We start from the raw sequence: 21272 nt of genomic DNA on the forward strand, positions 1-21272 counted from the left end.
AATAATATAGCTAATTACAGGAAGATGTTATTTTTCTAAATAGTTTGTTCATATTTGGCAACACCATACTATCACTTTTGCTACTCGTACTCGCATCATCAAACCATCTTAAAACAGTGACAATATTATGTTCTGGGTCTACCCAAATGACATTCTTACCAAAGCCGAGGGCAGCAAAGCTCGTCTCAGGAACATCTGGCCATAGGAGCTGATCTGTGTTAAGCCACCATAGATAGCCGTATTCCGGTTTGATGTCGCAAGGTGATATGGCTTTGTCGATCCATTCTTCAGAAATCAATTGTTTGTTTCTCCATATTCCCCTAGTTAAATATAATTGGCCGACTCTTGCTAGGTCTAAAGTGTTAATCCATAGACCACCTCCCCAGTGCCCCCCTCCTGAGACAGACTTGACCTTCTGATTAGAAGTTAAACTATCTATTAAAACATCAGAATTATCATATCCATGCCATTGCCACGAGTTACTAGCCCCAATAGGATCCATAATCTCCTCCTTTAGTACGAGAGGGAGGGGTTTTTGTAAAAGACGTAGCAATGATAACGACAGCCTATTCACGCGCACATCATTGTATTCCCAGAAAGTCCCTGGAGATTGTAGCTCGCGGTCCCTTCCTTCTCGTCTATCAACACGATCAGGTCTGCCAAATAAAGCACCTTCCCATTCACTAGTTTGCTGGAATAAATTTTCCCACTCAATTTCGTGATTATGAGAATAGTCGAAACCTCCATCGCGGACATATTCTTTGACTTTATCATCTACACTCCCTAGTAGATCCTGATCATATGCCACACCACCTACCGTTGAAAGAAAGCTTTTCGTAACACTAAATGTTAGGTCAACACGTTCCAAATCCCCCCATTCAGCCACAATATGGCCGTTTCGAATGATAACGCCTGATGGACCCCCTCGTTCTCGAGGAAGGGGACCGGACATTGCTTTATAATCACCTTCATCTTCACGTTGTTTTCCGTAATCAGAGAAATCTCGGTTGAGGGAATCAGTCTCATTGTTTTTCGCAAAGTCTACTGCATCATGAATTAACTCTGGATCCATATCTTCCTCAATTGGTTCTCTTCGTTCCCACTTCTGTTGTGGTGGGTAGTATTCTGCCATAGCAAATTATTCGCCTCCTTGTAAATATGTCTGTGGTATATATTCGCATAATTCTCGATAATAAATACTCTACGGCTATATGAGTTCTGTACGAGCAAAACTGGGGTGAAATCCTACTATACGCAGGTTTCTGTTACTACTGGTGAGTCACCCTTATTGAACATACTGACTGGAAACGCTAACGAAAACATGGTTCCACTGGACATCTACGTCTTGCGGTCGTACGCACGCTTATCCGACGGATACCAGGACAAGAAAGAAAACGAGGAAGAGCACAATCACGACAAGTGCCGGTAACAGAATTGTCTGCATGAGTGCAGCAACTATGGCAATCCTGTCGTGCCAATCAAGTTCACGGACGCCGTCTTCCTCTGCAGTCGAGTTGTCAAGGTTCATCGTAAAGGTGGCATTTGGCATGCTGACCGTTGACATCGAACTGGGCAGGGTCTTGCTGTTCACAGATGTCTCCGATCTTCTCAGGACATCTTGTGTGGAACGAGCACCCTTGGGGCGGATCTTCCGGATCCGGCACCGCGCCGTCAAGTAAAATCCGGTCGCCGCTCTCTTTTCCGGGGGTCGGAATCGCCGACAATAGGGCCTTCGTGTACGGATGTTTCGGATCCCGGAACACTTCTTCTGTAGGCCCCCTCTCGACAATCTCTCCCAAATACATGACGACGACCCGATCGGTCATGTATCGGACGACATTCATATCGTGTGTGATGATTAGGTACGTAAGGTTGTACTCGTCTTGCAGTTCGTTGAATAGTTTGATTAACTGAGCCTGTACTGAAACATCGACACCGCTCATCGGTTCATCGGCGATAAGCAGACGGGGATTCAATGTCAGCGCTCGGGCGATCCCAATCCGCTGACGCTGACCCCCGCTGAATTCGTGTGGGTATCGTTCGGAGTGTTCGGGTTTTAGTCCGATCTCTTCGAGGAGTTCACTAACCTTGTGTCGGCGCTCCTCCCGGGACATTGTGCTGTGCTCCCGTAATGGTTCATCAATGATCCGTGAGACTTTGAGACGAGGGTTAAGCGATAGTGCGGAATCTTGAAAGATCATTTGCATATCCTTCCGGACGTCTCGGAGGCCCTTCGGATCGAGATTCGTGATGTCTTTCGAGTCGAAAGTAACTCGTCCAGATGACGGTTCATGCAGACGAAGGATGGACTTTCCGAGGGTGCTTTTGCCACAGCCGCTCTCGCCTACGACGCCGACGACTTCTCCCTCTTGAACGTCCAGGGAGACATCATTCACTGCATGTGTCTTAGTCGAACCCCGAAGAAAGCCGCCGCCACTTTCGAAGTGCTTCGACAGGTTTTCGACCTCTAGTAGTGTTGATGACATATGTGCTTAGTAGTTGATTGGTTTCTCGTTCTGATTCTGTGGAAGTTTCCCAGAGGGGGCCTCCCCGCTCTCATCGTGGTCTGTATAGAGGTAACAGGAGGCTCTATGATTCTCTCCTACCCTAGCCGACTCCGGGAACCCCTCAACACAAGCGTCAGTCGCGTACTCACAGCGAGGATGGAAAGTACACCCTCCCGGTAAGGTGGCACCAGAGGGGACAGTTCCTTTGATCGGTTCAAGCTGTTCGCTGACCTGAGGTAGGCACTGCAACAGCCCACGAGTATAGGGATGCTTAGGATCTTTGAATATTTGTTCCGTTTCTGCGATTTCGACAATCTTCCCTTTGTACATAACCGCGACGCGATCACACACCTCCCAAATAATTCCCATATCGTGTGAGATGAAGATCATACTCATGTTCATCTCCTCCTGGATATCGTTGAACAGTTCCAGAATCTGGGCCTGAATGGTTACATCGAGAGCAGTCGTCGGCTCGTCCGCGATTAGGAGTTGTGGTTCGCGGGAGATGGCGATCGCGATCATCGCTCGCTGGGCCATGCCGCCAGAGTACTGATGCGGGTATTTATCTAGATTTTCCTCTGGTGATGGGATCCCAACCTGCTCAAGTAAGTCGACCGCCCGTTCGCGTGGATCTCCCTTGTAGTCGTTGACCTCAAGAGTTTCTTCGATCTGATGGCCAATAGTGTACGCTGGGTTAAGTGCAGACGACGCCTCTTGGAAGACCATGGAGATATCTCGTCCGAGCAGCTTTCGCAGCTCACGGTCACTGAGCGAGTGGAGATCCTTATCTCTGAAACGGACCGATCCGTTTTTCACCTGCCCAGGGTTCCTAATCAACCCCATGATCGAAAGTGCAGTAACACTTTTTCCGCTCCCGCTTTCCCCTACGATTCCTAGCGTCTCGCCTTCTTCCAGCTCAAACGAGATTCCGTCGGTAGCGACGATTTCTCCCGCCTGAGTATCGAAGGTTGTCTCAAGGTCGGTGATTTCCAATAGACTCATTGTAGTTTGTCCCCTGTCTGTAATTCTGGATCCAATGCATCATTAAGTGCGTCGCCGAGTAAATTAAACCCTAGGACGACAAGGACAATCGCAAGTCCCGGTGCAATCGTAATCCATGGGGCTAGGGCGATGAAGTCCCGACCGTCGGCGAGAATGAGCCCGAGACTCGGTGTTGGTGGTTGAACACCCAATCCAAGAAACGAGAGCGCCGCGGAGATGATAATGGCTCGCCCCATGTACAGTGTCGCCATCACGACAACAGAAGTGAAGATATTGGGGATAATATGTTCAACTATGATACTGAAATGGGAACGGCCAATGCTGTCGGCGGCCGTCACGAACTCCTTTTCGCTCGCCGTGAGCGCGTCACCCCTAGCTAGTCGGGCAAACTGGGGCGCCGCAGAAATACCGACTGCAATCATCATATTGGTGATCGATGGCCCGAGCACTGCCACGATGATCAGAGCCAACAGAAGGAACGGGAACGCCAGCATGATATCGATTAGTCTTCCAATGATTTCGTCGACCCAGCCACCGTAATATCCGCTGACTGTCCCCATAATCGTCCCGATTGCGACGCCGACGCCCACAGAGACGACGCCGATGAGCAGGGAAATTCGGAACCCATAGATGATCCTCGAGAGGATGTCTCGGCCGTAACTGTCCGTCCCGAGGAGATACGTCGTGTTGGGCGATGTGAGTCTAGCGGTGAGGTTCTGACTTGCCGGATCGTATGGTGCTAACACTGGTGCAAGAATCGCAATTGCAGTCACGAGGACGATCGTCACCAATCCGAACCGTCCCTTCCGTGTCCGCATAACATCCTTGACAACGCTGTTGATGCGACGGTACAATCCAAGCAGGAATCGCTTGTCTACGACATCGTAAAACGTGTTACGTGTCTTCATAAGTGATCTTGGGGTCGGCCTTCGTATAAACGAGGTCCGTGATGAGGTTGACAGTGATGTACATCACCGCAATGACGACAACAGTTCCTTGGACGACCGGGTAATCCCTCCCAAAGATAGAGTCGAGTAAGAGGCGACCGACTCCAGGTCTGGCGAACACCTCCTCAATCACGATCGTTCCGGCGATCGCGTTCCCGAAATACAGGCCGACGACAGTGATGACGGGAACCGAAGCGTTCCTGAACGCGTGTTTGTAAATAACTGTTCGCTCGCCGATTCCGCGTGCTCGCGCCGCCTGGACATAGTCTTTCTCAAGGACACCAATCATGCTCGATCGCGTCAACCTTGCGATGAGGGAAGCCGTGAACGTGCCCAGAGTTATGGCCGGCAATACGAGGTGGTGTAACAACTCGACCGGATCATTGAGACTCCCAGCACCGGTGGCCGGAAAAATCCCCAAGCTGCCCGCAAAGACAAGGATGAGGATGAGTCCAATCCAGAAATCCGGCGTCGAAACGCCCAGAAGCGCACCGACCATGACACCGTCGTCGGTCATCTCGTCGCGGTTCACTGCAGCGATGATTCCTGCCGGAATACCGATCAAGAGGGCGATGATCATACCACCAGTCGCAAGGAGAATCGTGTGTGGCAGGCGGGCCATGATCATGCTCTCAACGGCCCTTCCAGTTCGGACCGACGTCCCGAAATCGAACGTCAGATAGCCGTACATGAACTCTAAGTATTGACGCCACAGTGGCTGATCCAGACCATATCTCTGTTGGAGGCTCTCGATTACCTGTTGATCCGACGTGTATCCCATCATGATCTCGACTGGGTCGCCTGGAATGAACCGAATCATGAAAAACGCGATCGTAACGACCGCGATAATCGTCGGAATGGCCTGCAGAACACGTTTGAGAACGTATCTTCGAAATCCCATTAGTATGATTTGTATGTGATTGTGTCTACTCTTCGAATGCCGACCTTTCGAACTCCATCCGTCGTTGCGGATCAGCTTCGAATCCACTCACGTGGTCCTGCATGGCGAACACGAATTGCTCGTGATCAATCCAGATCCCGGGTGGGTCTTCATTGACCGCGTGCTGGATATTGCCGAAGAGCTCCGCCCGTTCTTCCTCGTCAACCGTCGTAGTCGCTTCCTCAAGCCAGGTGTCAACGTCCTCGTTGTCATAGTACCAATAGTTCCCACCGTCTGGTGGTACGTTCTCCGAGTGGAACGCGTTAGCCAGAAAGATGTCCGGAGCAGGAGTCTGCGAGAGACTATGAATAAACATCGGGACATCGTGGTCCGTGCCGGTGATGATCGTCTCCGTATACGTCCCCGAGTCCCGGATCTCGAGGTTCGCCTCGACACCAATCTCGAGGAAGTTCGACTGGAGAACCTCCGCAGGTTCTGAGAACCGACCGACCCTAGGAACCATCCACGTGAACTCGAATCCGTCGCCGTATCCTGCTTCCTCAAGTAACTCTATCGCCCGATCCGGATTGTATTCGTAGGTAGGCACGTCATCCGTGTTGTAGTCGACATCCGGCGCGGTGAAGCTGGCTGGGGCTTCCGCCATTCCTGGATACAGTTCTTCTCGAATGGCCTGGGTGTTTGCGGCATAGTTAAGCGCCTGACGGACCCGCACGTCGTCGAACGGCTCGATTTGGCAGTTGAACCCCGCAAAGCGAGTGATGAGTCCCGCCGTTCGGGTGATTTTGACATCGTCTCGATCTTCGAGGGCTGCTAACCTGTCAGAACTGTTGACCTGAAATACCGCAATCTCGCCGGCGTCGAATGACGACGCGGCAGTCGCGTCTTCTGGAATCGGCCTGAAAGTCAACTCGTCTGCTTCGGGGAGCCCCTCAACATGGTAGTCGTCGTAGGCTTCTAGTTCCGTCCGCTCATCCGGGACATGCTCGACGAACTCAAACGCTCCCGCGCCGACAGGATTGCTCGCGAATTCGTTCTCACCGATATCGTCGACCGCATCCGCTGGCGGAATCATCCCGAGCGGGGTCCCCAGCTGATGTTCTACAGCTAAAGCAGGTTCCTCAAACACCATTGTACAAGTGTAGTCGTCCTCCACCTCGAGTGTTTCATAATTGAGCTGGTTTAGTTCGACTGCGCGCGGTGATCCCTCGAGGATTCGATCGAAGTGATACTCGACGTCAGTCGTTGTCAACTCCCCATACCCGTCGTGGAACTGAATACCCTCCTTGAGCGTGAGCGTCAACTCGGTCCCGTCTTCGTTGAATTCCCAGTCGTCTGCCAGCGATCGCTCGGAACTCGGCTCGGTTGTGCCAATCTCGTACCCAACGAGCGGGGCGAAGATATTGGCACAGATTTGCCGGTCCGTGACGTTCTCCTGGTGAACTGGATCGAGGTTCACAAAGTCATACGTCTGACGGACGGTCAGTGAACCTTCACCGACAGCCCCGCCTTCGTCGCCAAGACATCCAGCGAGTAATGCACCGCTGCCCACGGCAACTGCTCCGCTCTTTATTAACTCTCGACGCTTGAGTGGGGATAACATGATTTCTACAATCAACCAAGAGTGTATAAATTTTTTGGCTATTGAATGTCATTCTATATAGATGAATTTGAGGTGAGCAGCATTTGCTTACCGGGTTCGTACTTAAGGACTGCAAGCAAGAGTTCGATAGTAGTTGACCGAAACCTCGTTTCATCGGAAAATTTGGCGATGTCTATTTCTCAAAATTTCTAACTCCTGGTTTTGTATTTATGATATCTCTTAACTATTGCATCTGATCTGGCCTACGAGATTCGTACTCTGCACTGATCCTGCTGGCTCCATCGATAAGGTCAGCAATGTATGCCGACAAATCCTCGCCAGCAATAGGATTCCCATGGACTGGCGCTACCCAGTCAACCTTGTACTCGGAGAAGATTGTGTTAATCGCCGCCTCGAGTCTCTTTGGATCGACGTAACGGAGCCACACAAGACTGTCCCGATGGTACTCGTATACCGATTCCGCTGTTATTCCCCTCGGGAAGTCACGGGAGGTGTACTTACACTCGCCAGGACCATGGTAGTTCCCGAACCCATCAGCGGTGTAAAGTACGTTGTCACCGTGGTCGTAGATCCATGTCGTATGGGACCGGTCCGCCAGCGGCGGGTCGATGAAACTGAACTCACGGCCAATAATCTCCATCGACTTCCCAATCTGGCATCGAATTGCATTCGAAATCCCCTGTAAGCGCGGTGACCCACATGATGCGATGAGGGTCACATCATCCCACTCCGACCGGAACTCAGAGACGTTCCCGGAGTGCGGGTAGTCAGAATGTGACAGGATGATCGCATCGAGACCCTGACCATCGGTTTCGCTCTCAATCTTGCGCTTGATCGTTTCCCGGTCGTGAAAGGATCCCGAATCAATGAGGAGATAGTCGTCGTCCTCTTCGATCAAATATACATTGACATGTTCGTGGGCCCCATCCGTTTTGTGACATTCGCTAATCCAGTGTGTATCGTTAGTGAGTTGTGTCCTCATTGTAGTGATCCTCCGGTCATCCAAGCGTACCGATGCGTCCTTCGGCGTGGATTCGCTCGACGACTCGTTTCATCCGGTCCATATAGACGTCCGTGTCCTCGGTGATGACGAGACCGTGCGCCGGAGCGATCACGTCGGGATCGTGTATCTCAATTAGTCGATCAATATCAGCTTTGACCTTTGGCACATCGACATACGCGTACCAGAACATAACCCGACCGTGAAACTCGATCAACCGATCAACCGTCATAGGTGTGTCAACCTCCTCGAAGAGACTGAGGCATTCGCTGTCGAGGTGTGGGAACCCAAGCCAGTCGACGGGAAAGAGAGTATTCGTCGTTCGTTCGGACATCCATAGTGAGACCGGGGCATCAAGGAACGTTGCTTCGTGGAAGTCCACAACGAAACCACCGAGGTCAATACTGTCTCCATCCCCCACGAGTTCGCCCTCGTCGAGGCGGTAGAGATGATGACCGTTGCCGTACTTCGGCGCGACGAGTGTTGCATTGGGGTACGCTTCGAGGATTCGCGGTGTGTTCCCCGCATGCGGAACGTCGGGATGCGAGACGACAAGGTAATTCAGGTCGCGGTCGCCGAGGACGGAGTTGAGACGCTCGAGTATCTCGTCTCCGCTCGCCGGCGAGAGGGTGTCGAACAGCAACGTCTTATCGCCAACGAGGAGGTACGCGCAGTTCGGAATGCGAACGGTTTCCCCCTCCTTGTACCATGTTGGGGAATCTGGCTCCGTTTCTATCATTCCAGTTCTGTCCGGACCGTTCTCCTTGATCCAGTAGAACCCGTCTAGTATCTCTCGTGGCATTCTATACCATAACAGTGCGCGAGGCCTTCTTAGTTGTTTTCAATTTGGCCACCACTTGAAGGCGTGTACAAATAGATTTAATACGTAACGACAAAGTGTTATCCAGTATCATGGCACCCGAAGAGGTTATTCCAGATGCCGTCTCGACGAAACAGTCCGAATACGTCTCTCTGCTTCAGGAATTGATCCAGTGTGAACCGGTCAATCCTCCGGGGAACGAACACCGCGCTGCGGATGTGATTCGACCGATCCTTGACGATCTCGGGTTCGAGGTCGAAGAATACACTGAGGTCGAAGGCCGTCCGAATCTCGTCGCACGGCTAGAAGGCGATGGCGACGGTCCGACACTACTGATGAACGCACACATGGACGTTGTGCCAGTCGATTCTCCAAAAGAGTGGCCTTGCGATCCATTCTCCGGAGCAATTATTGACGAGAGAGTGTACGGACGCGGCGCCGTCGATCACAAATCGCCCATCGTCGGGATGCTTGGAGCTGTCGAAACCCTGCAGGAAACAGGTATTGACCTCGTCGGCGACCTAGTGTTCGTGTTCGACTCGAACGAGGAGCGCGGTGGCGAACACGGCATGAGGTTTGTCGCCGAAAATGCCGACATCGACGCCGACATGGGGATCTATGCGGTGACATCGAGTCTTAGCGAAGAATCCGCGGAGTACTTCGAGACCCAGGGTCGCGACAACGTACACCGGGCGAACTTCGGAAATCAAGTATTCTCGGTCACCGTGGAAGGTGACCTGAAACACCCCATGACGCCGGCAGAAACCGAAAGTGCAGGTGAACGACTCGGGCGGCTGTATCCCTCCTTGTTCGAGTACTGTAACCTTATCTCCACAAAAGAAGATGATTTGACGGGGTCACCGAACGCAGAGATCACAACAATCGAAAGCGAAGGAAGGCCTGAACGGGCATCGCCTGAAATGACTCTTCACGTTCGGCGGTACTATGCACCATCAGAGGAGAGTGACACCGTGTTCCGTGAGTTCGAGTCCCATATGACAGAGGCGGCCCGCAAGGAAGGGATCGCCGACTCGGTAACCGTGGAACAGGAATCTAACATGCCCCACGTTACCGTTCCGTTTGATCACCCACTCGTTGAGTCGGCGACGTACGCGGCCTCACAGGTCCGGGACAATGAACCGAACGTCGCTGGAGTTCCCGCCCAAACAGGAATCACTTGGCTGGTCCGGGAACTAGACCTCCCGATGATCCTTTTCGGGTTCGGTCAGGTGAACCTCCACCATGCCGATCCCGAGTGGATCCACGTCGACGATCTCGTCGACATGGTATCAGCGTACGCACTCGTATACGCGAAACTACTCGGGGAAGAAGCACCACTGCTCGAGGGGGCGGCTGATGTCGGCGAAACCGAAGGATAGGGATAACACCTGCTTCCAGATAGTCGTTTTCCGCCGACGATCCGCAGTCGATACCGGACTGACGCCATCTCGACCTCCTCCTCCAGCGGGAAGACCTCCCTGGATTGAGTATCCCATCGAGACTGAACGCGGCTTTCACCCGGCATATCAGGTCGACGGCCCCTTCGTTGTAGCCCAATAAGAGGTATTTCTGTTTACCCATCTCGACGCCGTGTTCGCCTATCACCTTCCATCGAGTTCGATGGCGTGATAGACAATCCGGGCATCGGCACGCTCCCTAAACGCCCAGTGCTCCTCGTCTTCCGGGCCATGACCATTAGTGGGTGTTTCCGTCGCCCGTGTGGCCGAAACACGGTGTCTCAAAGGTGTGTTTCCACCGAAGTGATGAAGTCGATTAGGTCTGCGTACTTGCAGATCAGTACAGTGACGTCGCCCGAGGTGAGTATAGTGGGAACCGAATCGTAGTGTGCAGAGCGAACGACATCTTCTCATGAACCTGCCACAACAACTCCATCTCTTCACCTGACTCGCCGATCAAGATCCCCCGTCGTGGCCTGTACTTCTCGAGATCATCTGGCAGAATCCGACCTCGGTTTCGAAACTGCGGATTCGATGAAACTCGATAAAGGCCATCAGCGAGGTGGGAAGGCCCTCGTCGAGCTAGGTTTCACCTTCGGGGATCAATCAGTTCCCAACTTGCAAGAGTTATCTTGAGTACTATGAGACGGCGCACCGCCACATGTATTGTTAACCCCCACTGCCCAACAGGAGCTGCAGGGATCGACGACGCCAGAGGACACCCAGAAAGGGACTCAGTCGATCTACCCGAACGATGTGGGCATCTGGAACATGAACAAATCTATACTGATGAATCTACAGATAAAAGACGATATTTTACCAAGTTGTATTGAGATGTTCTCTGGCAATTCCGAGAGGCATTCCGTTACCGGTATCCGAGAATGAACCCGTGCAAATCTTCCGTGTCTCACCGTGGAACAAGGAAGTTGTGAATAGATCCCATAGAAAAACAACCTTCGCAAAACGGTTAGTCGACAGTAGAAAATAGATAGTAACTGTCCTTCTAAAATATGGGATATTATTATTACTGAATGTGGAAGAACATTGCATCACGCCCGCTACGAACAGATTTCAACGAATGAGAAAATATAATGAGATTATTACATACATACGGTCGTAATACTCGGATGTTCTGATGGCTAACGCATGAAAAAGAGAGCCTTCAATGACGGACTGTTTGAGACAGCAAACCATTCGTTTTGGAGAAGAATATAACTCTGCTTCAGTCTATTGCTCCGAAGAGTTCTTTGAACGGCGAAAGCAATTACGAGGAGATTCCAATAAGAATAGTCAATTTAGACGTTCAAGCTGCTATTCACGCGAATTTGATTTTAGAAGGCAGTGATGTTCTCAGAGGTTACAATTAGTTTCTAATAATATTAGCAACTCAAAGATGATAGAATAGAGAGCCAGAAAACACCAATCACGACCAGGTGTTCAGTTGTGTCAACTAGCTATTCGGATAAGCCGAACAGCATTCCTGTTATTGTCTACAAATATAACTTATCCGGAAAATGATCAGAGTGGTTAGGAAGTCTATGATTTGAGCCCTTTCAATTACGAAAAGACGAATCGCAATTCGATGACGTTTGCGATCTCTTCGACCGACTCGCTTAGTTCCGTCCGCCGATCCTCGTTGGTGAACCGGTTTACGGGACCCGAAACGCTAATCGCACCGATTACGTCGTCATCGATGATGACGGGCGCTGAGATGCAATAGAGGCCGTGGATCGTCTCCTGTCGGTCGAACGCCAGTCCGCGTTCCTCAATCCAATCGAGTTCCTCGAAAAGTTCCCCCCGGGAGGTAATCGTGTGTTCCGTTAGTCCTCTGCTTCACCGGAGGCATCCGCACGACGTTTCAATAGATAGGTTACACCGCCAAGACTGGCAACAGTACCGATAATTCCAGGCCCAGGAACCTCGTCAGTCTCGAGTTCAATGACAACATCGCTATCATCGTCATCGCTGTCACCAGAGTCCGGTACTTCGTCATCGCCACCTTCCTCGTTGCCCCCAGAATCGTCTCCCGATGTCCCATCATCAGTTCCGTCTCCGTTATTCGTTCCACCACTGGACTCATCGTCGTCATCATCATCACCGACTTCCTCATCAACGACAGTCACCTCCCCAGTGTAGCTATCGTCGCCAGTTTCAAGGCTAAACTCATGCTCACCAGGAGAATCAGCCGTCACGACGTATTCATGTTCCCAGTAATTGCCGGGATCCAGGTCAATCTCAGTGGACTCGACATCGTCCCCTGCAAAGGTGAAATCGATCGTCGCAGACGTTGCAACATCGCCTTGATTCTCGATAACATACGGAATAACGATCGAATCACCGAGAGTTACCGCGTGACTCGGATCATCGATTCCAATGAGAGCGATCTCCGCTGAGTCGCCCTCAACAGAGATAACTCCACTTTCCGCATCATTCGCAGATTCGATAGTGAACTCATGCTCTCCGCGTGCTTCTACCGGTCCGACTGGAATGGAATACATGGCTAGATCGCCGCCATCAAGACCAACATTGAGGGTCTCAATGGTATCCCCCTCGAGTTCCACTGTAACCGTCTGGGAGACACTCACATCTCCCGCATTTCGCACGTCAAAATCAATGTCAACAGTGTCGTGGGGCTGAATTGTTGGCTCTTCTGGAGTCACGGATTCGATACGAAGTTCGGGCTCCTCTTCACCGTCATCTCCCCCCTCTTCTTCACCGTCATCCTCCTCTTCCTCTTCTTCCGTTTCGTTATATGGTTCCTCAAGGAGTTCTTCACTCGGGTCTGTAATCGCTTGCACCTCATCAACCAGAAGTTCCCGATCGTGATCATTACCGCCAACACCAGCCCGAAATTCGAAGTCAAATTCGCTAATCGAATCCGATAGCTGCCATTCGCTGGGTTCGCTGGTCCCAAACTCCCATACTTTGGCGGATACTGTCCCCCCATCTAAGTACAATCGAAAGACAGCCCAAGTATTCGCAAAGGCGTTGTCAATCGTTTCGGCGCCTGGAGAATCAAGGGACCCGGACGCGAAGTAAATCGCGTCTCGAGACGTATTGATCAATAAGTGTCGCTCATCGTCATCCCCGTTTAATCGAAACCGCTGCTGAAATGCAGATTCAGTTACCCTGTAGATACCACGGAATTCGACGGTGTCATGCGTGTTGAAGACACCTGCACACTCCCAGTCCGCTCCGGAACGTGTCGCATCATCAAGGCGCATCGAGCGATCACCAACGACACCATCCGAAACGACTTCAACATTTCCGCTTGTATCCCAGCAGTCTAACCCGTCCTCGAAATCATCGAACGAGTCACTTCCGTCGTCTCCCTCATCGTCGTCATCGTCGTCATCGTGGTCATCAGAGATGTCCGTCGTTGCCCGAAACTCATCCCATGTGAAATAAATCGAATCATCGTAGGCAGATGGACCGACACCACCCCAGTTCCGGGAGCGCATCTCAACAGTGTGAATACTCGTCTCCTGCCCATCATCGGGCAGGAGCTCTGTATACTCGTCCCCATCGATAGTCACCGTGAACGTTTCATCATCAGCCCTGATCGCCACTTCATAGATGGTTCCCGATTCAAATGAGGTAAGCACCTTGTCCTCAGCTCCAACCCACTTGATGTCTCGATCCTCATGGTCAAACCGAACATACCCGTTTGACTCCCCATCTTCATCATTTACTCTGAATCGGTTGTTGTTCCAATCCGACGCATCAAGGTCGCCAGTTAAGCGAAATCGCGCCGAGACTTCCTGTGCGAGTTCTCCATCGAGTTTATCGGAGAGATCTGGGCTCTGGACGTAAATGCCATCGTTCAAGCACTCAATCTGTGGTGAATACTCACCAGTGATTGGCACATCATCAATAATAGCGAACTCGTATTCGTTACTATCGAGCCCGTATCTGTACGTGTTTCCATTATCAACGACGACCTTCTCCCAGCCCTGTTTTGTTCCATCGTCCCAGTTATACTCGACTGCCACTCCCGTCGTAGTCAACGTTGGATTCGAACGAGTTGCACCCACAGACGATGTTGCCACGGTACCAACAAGTCCGCCACCAAGGGTTTGTAACAGGTGGCGTCGCTCAAGTGTCCCGGTCATACGCAATACAGAGCATAGAGCAAAATATTGGTTCTGGTTCGGGCAGATATTTGGTCTTCTGAGAGTGACTACCAAACAGTCCCCCTTTCGGTTCTTGTACGCTCATCTGAACAAAGATGATCGGCTGTTGAGTGGCTATAGAGGCGGCCACCAAACAGACTTGCAACCAACAATCCGAGCACGGAGCCACACATGTCCGTACGTGGAGAGACGAACCCACACGATTTGTACCGGTCGGGACAAGAACGCATAATGCCAAACGCTAAATTTGGATTATTTATGACTAGGGCCGACCCAGGCATTACGCTCGTACACATGTAAGCGATTCAAATGCGACATTTGGCGTCTGGTTCTGAGAAAGAGGCCCCCAAAAGTACAATGAGAGGCTGATAACTCGCAGAGAGTGTTGAATTACCGGGTGAAACGCAGGCAACACTGACACAAAATTCACAAGGAGATCCGATAGACAGTGGGATTCCCTGAAGTTTCCCGCCAGACACTAAGCGTTCCTTCTTGGACGAGTGCCTGAACGACTGGACTGATTCGTTGCGGTGGTTCGTTCACTATATCGGCGATATGCTTGACCTTGATATGATTATTACCCCGACTGTGATGGTGGCGAATGCATGCTCGAACCTCCATTTCTAGCTCGGACTGTCGCATACATACTATATTATAAGACATCTATTAAAATAGTAACTGTTGTCTATAGGTTAAATCGATTCGCCAGTGATATCTCATTCGGATACCTACGGCTAAAACCAGTAAAATTCAGCGTGGGCACCCGTTCTGGTCGAATCGTCGGCAGATGAATAGCTACCATTCACGTTCATCATCCCGCTGTCCGCTCACGGGCGCGCAGCGGGTCCGCGGGACCGCTGCGCTATTCAAGCGCACGCCCAAGGTCGATCTCTGTCGACTCCTGTTTGGCTGCGGCAGAGATACCGCAAACCGAGATACTCCGCGATTGCCAGACTACGTCTGGCGGGCAGCCAGAACGCAAGCGTTCTGGCGACGGCGTTGTAAGCAGCCGAGTTTGTATAGCAAGTTCAGAAATACTCGAGGAAGTGAGAGGTCATCTGGAGAGAAGGCCGTATTGTATCCAAAGCTGATTTGTTGTGGTGATATCTTAGTTTCGAGAAGGTATGATAATTTTTAAATTACTCAGGGCCAACCTCCGAGTGCAGGCCGTGTCACACGGCACCTCTTCCCTCTGGAAATTCAATTTACACGATATCCGAACGGATAGAACTTCGATCAGTTGTCATCACAACTGAAACTGTCAGTCGATGACATCCCACGAGATAGTGGGGCCTCTGACAGCGCCAGAACTCCCACCGAGCAGAGTCCACCATGGCAGATGGCGCTCGGAGAGTCGGGTTAGAACCCACTTCCGGGGCATAGCCGGTATTCCTCATGCAAGGAAGCCGCACCATTGTCGGGCGTTGCCCGACTGCTTGCGGGAGCTTTGCTCCCTCTCCGTTTACGGTGTGGAGGATGTCACGTCTCCTCGACACCCTCAATCGTGATGGAGATTTCCTCTTCGATTGCAGGATCGTCAGCTGATACCGGGTCATCACCCACAGCGATTAGCAGTTCGGCATCACCATCCGTTAGCGGACCAACCTCAACCGAGTCGAGTCCGCCATCGATATCAGTTTCAGTCTCCGCAATGACTTCGCCGTCTCTGGTTACAGCAACATATGCGCGTTCCTGCCCATCAGCGTCTCCAGAAATCGAGAATCCGTCGGCATCATTGACAGTGATCGTTGCGTGGTCGACGAATTCACCGCCGTCTGTCAGCAGTTGCGTCGATTCTCCAGTGACAGCAACACTCTCGAGTTCGGGGTCTGGCTCCTCACCATCTACAATCACGATCGGATCCAACGAGTCCGTCTCGCTCACCCCATACAAAGCAGCAGCATTGACAAGGGCCACTGCAAGCACCCCGAGAACGAGTACGCCGGCGATTCCGACGGTGGCCATGAAAACTACTGACCTCGACTGAGACCGCGTCGAACCACTGTTCGAGTCCGTCGTTGCTCGCGGACGAGATGATCGGTCCGTTCCCTCTTGACTCCCTCCACCAGCCGATCGCTGTTCACGATAGTCATCGAACAGCGATTCTGTCTCTCCGATCGGAGACAACGGTGCATCACCACCGAGTTCGATCGTCAGATCACAGTCGGAAAGCTCAGTGATCCGTGCATTTTCTGCAATCGCCAGCGTATCAGCATCGCCGTGAGTATACTCATACAATAACGCAAGCCCTGCACTGGCATCTCGAGTTCGGATCTGAAGCGACTCCCCCCGTCCGACTAACGAGCTTATCATTCGATGATCCTCACGCGATCCTGGAAGGTCTCCCTTCCCGCCATCGAGCTTCGAGAATACCTCGACGTCGTCGCTCGTCGTCTGCAGTGTCATCTCGAACTCGTCCTCGATACGCTCGCGAAGGTCGTCCTTGAAGCGGGTGAAGATTTGATTGAGCGAATCCGTTTCGTAGACGGCGTAATACTGCTCGGCTCGCCCTCCTTTCGTCTCACGCGCACGGAAGAAGACAACAAGTTCGTTTTGTGAACCAGTGTCTAAAAAGACACGGACACCCCCGAAGAAGAACTTCTCTATTCGATCGCTCACTTCGGTCGGATCTCTCCCGCTGCTTCGGTATCTGTTCCCCTGGGAGTCGTAAATTGTGAGTTTTGCCATCTGTTATCCTCCAAGTCGTTGTAGGAGACGACCGAATCCGACCGTGATAACCGAGCCGCGGTCGTCACGAGCTGGCACTCGCTCGTCTTCCTCGTTGAGTGTCGTTTCGTAGTAGACCGGGTGAACCTCCAATTCGGGTGTCTGCCGAAGGAGGCTACTGAACTGCTGGCTCTGACTGAGTTCGTCCTCGACAAACTGCTTGAAGTCGTCAAACGAATCTTGAGGGTCTTGTTCGGTTGCTTCCCAGTACTGGTCGGCGAGGATATCAGCTTTCGTGGGGACGAGGACAACCCCCGTATCCTCGGCCACCTCGAGAATCGAGAAGTACTCGGCGAGGCCGAGCCCCTCGTTGTTCACGAACCGCTCGAGGTCGATCAGCAGGATCAACTTGTTCGCGTCGCGAATACCCTCTGTTAGTGCCTCGAGTTCCGCATCCGGATTGGAGATGTTTCCCTCCAACGCGTCGGGAATGCGGCTCAAGTGCTCGCCCGCGTAATCCACACTCGAGACGGTCACGTTCTTCGGGAACAACGTTCCCTTCACGAACTTGAACTCGAGATGCTGGAGTTCGCTTCGACCCGTTGCCTCGACGATCCAGTCCGTCGCGTCTCGGTCGAGGTTTTCGACCAGTTCCATCAAATCCTGACTCGGGTTCAACGCCTCTCGTTGACTCTGGCGTTTGTCTTCGTCACGCTCGAGAGCTTTGAGATAGGCACCAATCAGGAGCAGGCTCTTTCCCGAAGCTGGCGGTCCGAGGACGAAGAAGCTATCGTTGGATTCGTACTGAGTGAAACGTCGTGCCGTGCCAACGGCAACGCCGCTCGCGAGGACGTTCACCGCTAGTCCGTCAGCCCGAAGCGAGAGTCCCGAGGACTCCGGTGAAAGGATTGTGACACCCTGTTCAGAGACTTCGATGAACTCAGGATAGACGATATGTGCCTCGATCAGTGAGACGAACACGACGCCGACCAAGAGCGCATAAATGCTCCAGGTCGCCCTTCGGTACTCGATTGGACCCATTTGCTTGAGCTCGAGTGCTTTCCGCCCACCGCCGAGTAGCAATCCGAGCACGAGTCCCGGAAGGATTGCGATCGCATCCTCGGGCTGGCTTACGTCCGGGACGAACGTTCCACTCGAGGCCAGGAAAAAGAGCGTGACGCCGAGCCCGATCCAGATCAACAACGCCTGCCAGCGTTTTTTTGGATCGAGCGTCATCAGAGCGAGCAAGCCGATTACGAACCCGAGGAACAGGAAGTTGATCACTCCCTGTCCAATCCCAACGAACTCTCGGAGTTCCATGACCGACCGAAGGATGTGGCTTTCTGTCCACGCGGTCGCGTACAGTTGGGCCAGTACCGGCGTCACCGCAACGACAATACCGAGGTACACGAGTAGCGCTATCTTCTCTCCGTGCTCTCGAAGCCCCGTTAGCACCGCTTGCCTCACCATCGTTCTCTCAACTCCGGTAGTCGGCTCGTCGACCGCCGTCGCAAACAGTTATTCGTCCGTTTCATCTTCAGGCGTTCCTGATTACAGTGGTGCTCCGGGTCTCCCCCTACGGATTTCACCAGAGCTGTCTCACACAATGAGAAACTCATACGTTGTTCTGTATCACGACAAGATAGTTAGTTGGGTATCTTAATTCTTTGGTCCCCACAGTCGTCCAACTGTCAACATTTGCGTCTTCTGGGACGGGAGTTCGGTGTTTGTGGGCGATCCATTTTTGCTCTCGAGAGACGCATCTCGAGATAGCCACAGTTCAGAGTGGAAAACGTCAGCGTGCTATCGGAGACTATTTGCTACCGACTGTGTTCAGCCGGATTGGCTGGACGAGAGCAGATCTAATCCGACAGTCTGCCATGCCCCATCATTCAACATAAGCGATATATTTTGAGAATGTCACGGATTCCCTTCTCACTGGTCGATCGGCAAGAAGAGTTAAATACCGGCAGACAGCGCCACGCTCACCACTTATCACAGGAGGGGCTCACGGCAAGTAGAATTAAATAGTATCAGATCGGCGAACAGATTTAATACAGGGTAGTTAGAAGTTGAGGTACGTTCCGGCAGGTACCCAGCGGAGGCACAGGTGTCCTCGAGGGGTGGGTGCTGGACGCTAAACACAGATACACATGTTCGAACGAATCACAGACGAAGAAGAACGCGGTCAGGTGGGTATCGGTACGCTCATCGTGTTCATCGCGATGGTACTTGTTGCAGCGATTGCAGCAGGGGTACTGATCAACACCGCCGGACTGCTTCAGTCACAGGCCGAAGCAACGGGTCAAGAAAGTACAGCACAGGTGTCGAATGTTGTCGAAATTGAGTCCGCAACTGGGCAAGTAGTTGATGACGGCAATCCACTCGAGGATGTTGACCTCGTGCTTGAAGATGAAATCGAGGGTACTGCTGCCGACCACACTAGCATTGAATACATCTCCGTAGAAACTGACAACGTATTTGTAGAAAGTCAAAGCGGAGATGTTGGTGAGCTTGAAGAAGAGCTAGAGGGCGTTGACCTATCCAGTGATGCTGATGTGGAATTTGAAGTTGAAACCGATGAATCGGGTACCGAAGATCCTCTTGGTACTGGTGACGACTACACCATTGAAGTTGATGAGAGCTACATCCAAGAGGATGGAACGGTAAAACTATTTGTCCTCGAAGATCCTGATACAGCCGATAATCTCTTAGTTGAGAGTGTTCTCGACGAGGGCTACATCAATGGTGTTCAGTTCTACGACATGACTGGCGAAATCGATGAGTTAGAAATTACCGATCCTATTGGTGTAGGCAACGTGGAGCCACACGCGGAGGCTGACTTTAGTGGCGAAGATCTCTCTGGTGGTGACAACGAAATCGAAGTGGCGGTAGAGACCACGGATAATGAGGAACTTGGCGACGCAACAGGATCACTTGAATTAACTGCACTCGCCTCTGCAGAAGGTGACGGAGCTGCCATTCAAGTCTTTGATGATGGAAGTGGAGACCTCGTTCTTGACATCGATGCAGACGAACCCACCGGTCCAGGTACCGGTGACTACATCGACGAAGTCTCGATGATGGTCTCACTCGGACCAGGTGCAGATGCAGTTGACCTTGGGGCAGCAACCTTCGAATACGTCGGTGAAGATACTGAGCGAGGTCAAGCAGAGGATCTCATCAACCTTGATGTCGAAAGCCTCGAGGGAGAAGATCTGATCAACAGTGACGATGCTGATGCAATCCTCACATCCGATGATCGCTACAACATTGAGTTAGATCTCAACGGACCTGGTAATGAAGACTTCTCGCCAATCGAAGCAGGTGGCTCCGCTGAGTTCACTATCGTTACCGCCGACAGCTCCCAAACTGTTGAAGTGCTGATGGCACCGTCGACGCTTACTGAAGACGCAATTAGTCTCTAATTCGGTTTAGAGACCTATAATAACTTCATATTTTGATGATCGCATCGGCCCCTGACGAAGAGAGACGTGCACAAGTAGGCATTGGGACACTCATCCTGTTCGTAGCGATGGTGCTCATCGCCGTCCTCGCAGCGGGTGTCCTGATGAACACTGCTGGCGTCCTTCAGTCACAGGCCGAAGCAACCGGGCAAGAAAGCACTGCAGAGATTTCGAACACCGTCGACGTCTACACCGCAGTCGGCGACGTGAACGAAGATACCGAGATCGAGGCGATCGATATCACAGTTGGGCTGGGTGCTGGCTCGAATCCGATTGACCTCGACAATATCGTGATCGACTATCTCGGGCCAGGTGGACATACATTCATCACTGACGTTCCCGTCAACGTCGACGGGACCGACAGCTCGGTCCTCGAGACAGGGGGCGACCGAGCGACGATCACGGCAGAACTCGAAGGAGAAGAAGAAGTCGAACCGCTCGAGCAAGGCGATGCTGCAGTCATAACCATCATTACAAACGACGGCGCACAGATTACCGTGCAGTTGACCACCCCGACGATTCTCGAAGCCGAACAACCAGTCCGGCTGTAACGTCGCCAGTGGTTCATCGAGCGATCCATTGCAGGAGATCCTTCACTCAACGTGAGACTGCTCAAGCTATGAACTCGATCGAAGCCACCCAAACAACAGCCACAGCACTAGAAGCAGTCGAACCGCTACGAATCCACGAGTCGCAATCGCCACACGTGCTCGAGAAGTATATCGACTACACGCCCAAAGGCCGTGGTATCCTTACGACAATCGTCCCAGG

General features: G+C 52.0%; 15 protein-coding genes. 3 read left to right on the top strand and 12 right to left on the bottom strand.

Annotated elements, in window-relative coordinates; all coding sequences use genetic code 11:
- Nucleotides 1-10: 10 nt before the first annotated feature.
- From QNM96_RS19825 to QNM96_RS19860, 8 genes are all read right to left on the bottom strand, one after another.
- Nucleotides 11-1132 (bottom strand): serine hydrolase, encoded by a 1122-nt coding sequence (locus QNM96_RS19825; RefSeq protein ID WP_283838541.1) that lies wholly within the window; start codon nt 1130-1132, stop codon nt 11-13.
- A 385-nt stretch (nt 1133-1517) separates the two neighbouring features.
- Complete coding sequence (locus QNM96_RS19830) at nt 1518-2486, bottom strand: oligopeptide/dipeptide ABC transporter ATP-binding protein (RefSeq protein ID WP_283838542.1); 969 nt, start codon at nt 2484-2486, stop codon at nt 1518-1520.
- 6 nt (nt 2487-2492) lie between these two features.
- Nucleotides 2493-3509, bottom strand: coding sequence for an ABC transporter ATP-binding protein (locus QNM96_RS19835; protein ID WP_283838543.1), 1017 nt, complete (start codon nt 3507-3509; stop codon nt 2493-2495).
- On the bottom strand, nt 3506-4417 hold the full coding sequence (locus QNM96_RS19840) for an ABC transporter permease (protein WP_283838544.1): 912 nt from the start codon (nt 4415-4417) through the stop codon (nt 3506-3508). Before QNM96_RS19840 ends, QNM96_RS19835 begins: the two co-directional genes overlap by 4 nt.
- A complete protein-coding gene (locus QNM96_RS19845; RefSeq protein ID WP_283838599.1) occupies nt 4404-5357 on the bottom strand; it encodes an ABC transporter permease in 954 nt (317 codons plus the stop codon). The genes QNM96_RS19840 and QNM96_RS19845 overlap by 14 nt, the downstream gene beginning before the upstream one ends.
- Before the next feature lie 25 nt (nt 5358-5382).
- Nucleotides 5383-6813: an ABC transporter substrate-binding protein gene (locus QNM96_RS19850; protein WP_283838545.1), complete on the bottom strand. Its 1431-nt coding sequence runs from the start codon at nt 6811-6813 to the stop codon at nt 5383-5385.
- A 367-nt stretch (nt 6814-7180) separates the two neighbouring features.
- Nucleotides 7181-7939: an MBL fold metallo-hydrolase gene (locus QNM96_RS19855; RefSeq protein WP_283838546.1), complete on the bottom strand. Its 759-nt coding sequence runs from the start codon at nt 7937-7939 to the stop codon at nt 7181-7183.
- A gap of 16 nt (nt 7940-7955) precedes the next feature.
- Nucleotides 7956-8759, bottom strand: coding sequence for an MBL fold metallo-hydrolase (locus QNM96_RS19860; protein ID WP_283838547.1), 804 nt, complete (start codon nt 8757-8759; stop codon nt 7956-7958).
- 110 nt (nt 8760-8869) lie between these two features.
- Between QNM96_RS19860 and QNM96_RS19865 the strand changes: the two genes are divergently transcribed.
- The gene (locus QNM96_RS19865) at nt 8870-10156 is read left to right on the top strand and encodes a M20 family metallopeptidase (protein WP_283838548.1); all 1287 of its coding nucleotides are present in this window, start codon (nt 8870-8872) and stop codon (nt 10154-10156) included.
- Nucleotides 10157-11791: 1635 nt separating this feature from the next.
- Here the strand turns inward: QNM96_RS19865 and QNM96_RS19870 are convergent.
- The 4 genes from QNM96_RS19870 to QNM96_RS19885 all read right to left on the bottom strand — a co-directional run bounded on the left by QNM96_RS19870 (nt 11792) and on the right by QNM96_RS19885 (nt 18504).
- Complete coding sequence (locus QNM96_RS19870; RefSeq protein ID WP_345782555.1) at nt 11792-12043, bottom strand: IclR family transcriptional regulator C-terminal domain-containing protein; 252 nt, start codon at nt 12041-12043, stop codon at nt 11792-11794.
- Between the two features lie 11 nt (nt 12044-12054).
- On the bottom strand, nt 12055-14346 hold the full coding sequence (locus tag QNM96_RS19875; RefSeq protein ID WP_283838549.1) for a hypothetical protein: 2292 nt from the start codon (nt 14344-14346) through the stop codon (nt 12055-12057).
- A 1500-nt stretch (nt 14347-15846) separates the two neighbouring features.
- Nucleotides 15847-17055: a hypothetical protein gene (locus QNM96_RS19880; RefSeq protein ID WP_283838550.1), complete on the bottom strand. Its 1209-nt coding sequence runs from the start codon at nt 17053-17055 to the stop codon at nt 15847-15849.
- A gap of 3 nt (nt 17056-17058) precedes the next feature.
- Nucleotides 17059-18504, bottom strand: coding sequence for a hypothetical protein (locus QNM96_RS19885; protein ID WP_283838551.1), 1446 nt, complete (start codon nt 18502-18504; stop codon nt 17059-17061).
- Between the two features lie 683 nt (nt 18505-19187).
- On the opposite strand from QNM96_RS19885, the gene QNM96_RS19890 reads away from it, so the two are divergent.
- Both QNM96_RS19890 and QNM96_RS19895 read left to right on the top strand, forming a co-directional pair.
- Nucleotides 19188-20462, top strand: a complete 1275-nt coding sequence (locus QNM96_RS19890) for an archaellin/type IV pilin N-terminal domain-containing protein (RefSeq protein WP_283838552.1) — start codon at nt 19188-19190, stop codon at nt 20460-20462.
- 35 nt (nt 20463-20497) lie between these two features.
- Nucleotides 20498-21052: an archaellin/type IV pilin N-terminal domain-containing protein gene (locus QNM96_RS19895; RefSeq protein ID WP_283838553.1), complete on the top strand. Its 555-nt coding sequence runs from the start codon at nt 20498-20500 to the stop codon at nt 21050-21052.
- Nucleotides 21053-21272 lie beyond the last annotated feature (220 nt).

Source organism: Halostagnicola sp. A-GB9-2 (genome assembly GCF_030068615.1).
Classification (GTDB): domain Archaea; phylum Halobacteriota; class Halobacteria; order Halobacteriales; family Natrialbaceae; genus Halostagnicola.

Bases quoted from the DNA above. Each gene is read 5' to 3' on its own strand.
- QNM96_RS19825 (WP_283838541.1), bottom strand. From the start codon at position 1,132: ATGGCAGAATACTACCCACCACAACAGAAGTGGGAACGAAGAGAACCA.
- QNM96_RS19875 (WP_283838549.1), bottom strand. From the start codon at position 14,346: ATGACCGGGACACTTGAGCGACGCCACCTGTTACAAACCCTTGGTGGC.
- QNM96_RS19895 (WP_283838553.1), top strand. From the start codon at position 20,498: ATGATCGCATCGGCCCCTGACGAAGAGAGACGTGCACAAGTAGGCATT.
- QNM96_RS19830 (WP_283838542.1), bottom strand. From the start codon at position 2,486: ATGTCATCAACACTACTAGAGGTCGAAAACCTGTCGAAGCACTTCGAA.
- QNM96_RS19855 (WP_283838546.1), bottom strand. From the start codon at position 7,939: ATGAGGACACAACTCACTAACGATACACACTGGATTAGCGAATGTCAC.
- QNM96_RS19860 (WP_283838547.1), bottom strand. From the start codon at position 8,759: ATGCCACGAGAGATACTAGACGGGTTCTACTGGATCAAGGAGAACGGT.
- QNM96_RS19865 (WP_283838548.1), top strand. From the start codon at position 8,870: ATGGCACCCGAAGAGGTTATTCCAGATGCCGTCTCGACGAAACAGTCC.
- QNM96_RS19880 (WP_283838550.1), bottom strand. From the start codon at position 17,055: ATGGCAAAACTCACAATTTACGACTCCCAGGGGAACAGATACCGAAGC.
- QNM96_RS19845 (WP_283838599.1), bottom strand. From the start codon at position 5,357: ATGGGATTTCGAAGATACGTTCTCAAACGTGTTCTGCAGGCCATTCCG.
- QNM96_RS19890 (WP_283838552.1), top strand. From the start codon at position 19,188: ATGTTCGAACGAATCACAGACGAAGAAGAACGCGGTCAGGTGGGTATC.
- QNM96_RS19885 (WP_283838551.1), bottom strand. From the start codon at position 18,504: ATGGTGAGGCAAGCGGTGCTAACGGGGCTTCGAGAGCACGGAGAGAAG.
- QNM96_RS19835 (WP_283838543.1), bottom strand. From the start codon at position 3,509: ATGAGTCTATTGGAAATCACCGACCTTGAGACAACCTTCGATACTCAG.
- QNM96_RS19840 (WP_283838544.1), bottom strand. From the start codon at position 4,417: ATGAAGACACGTAACACGTTTTACGATGTCGTAGACAAGCGATTCCTG.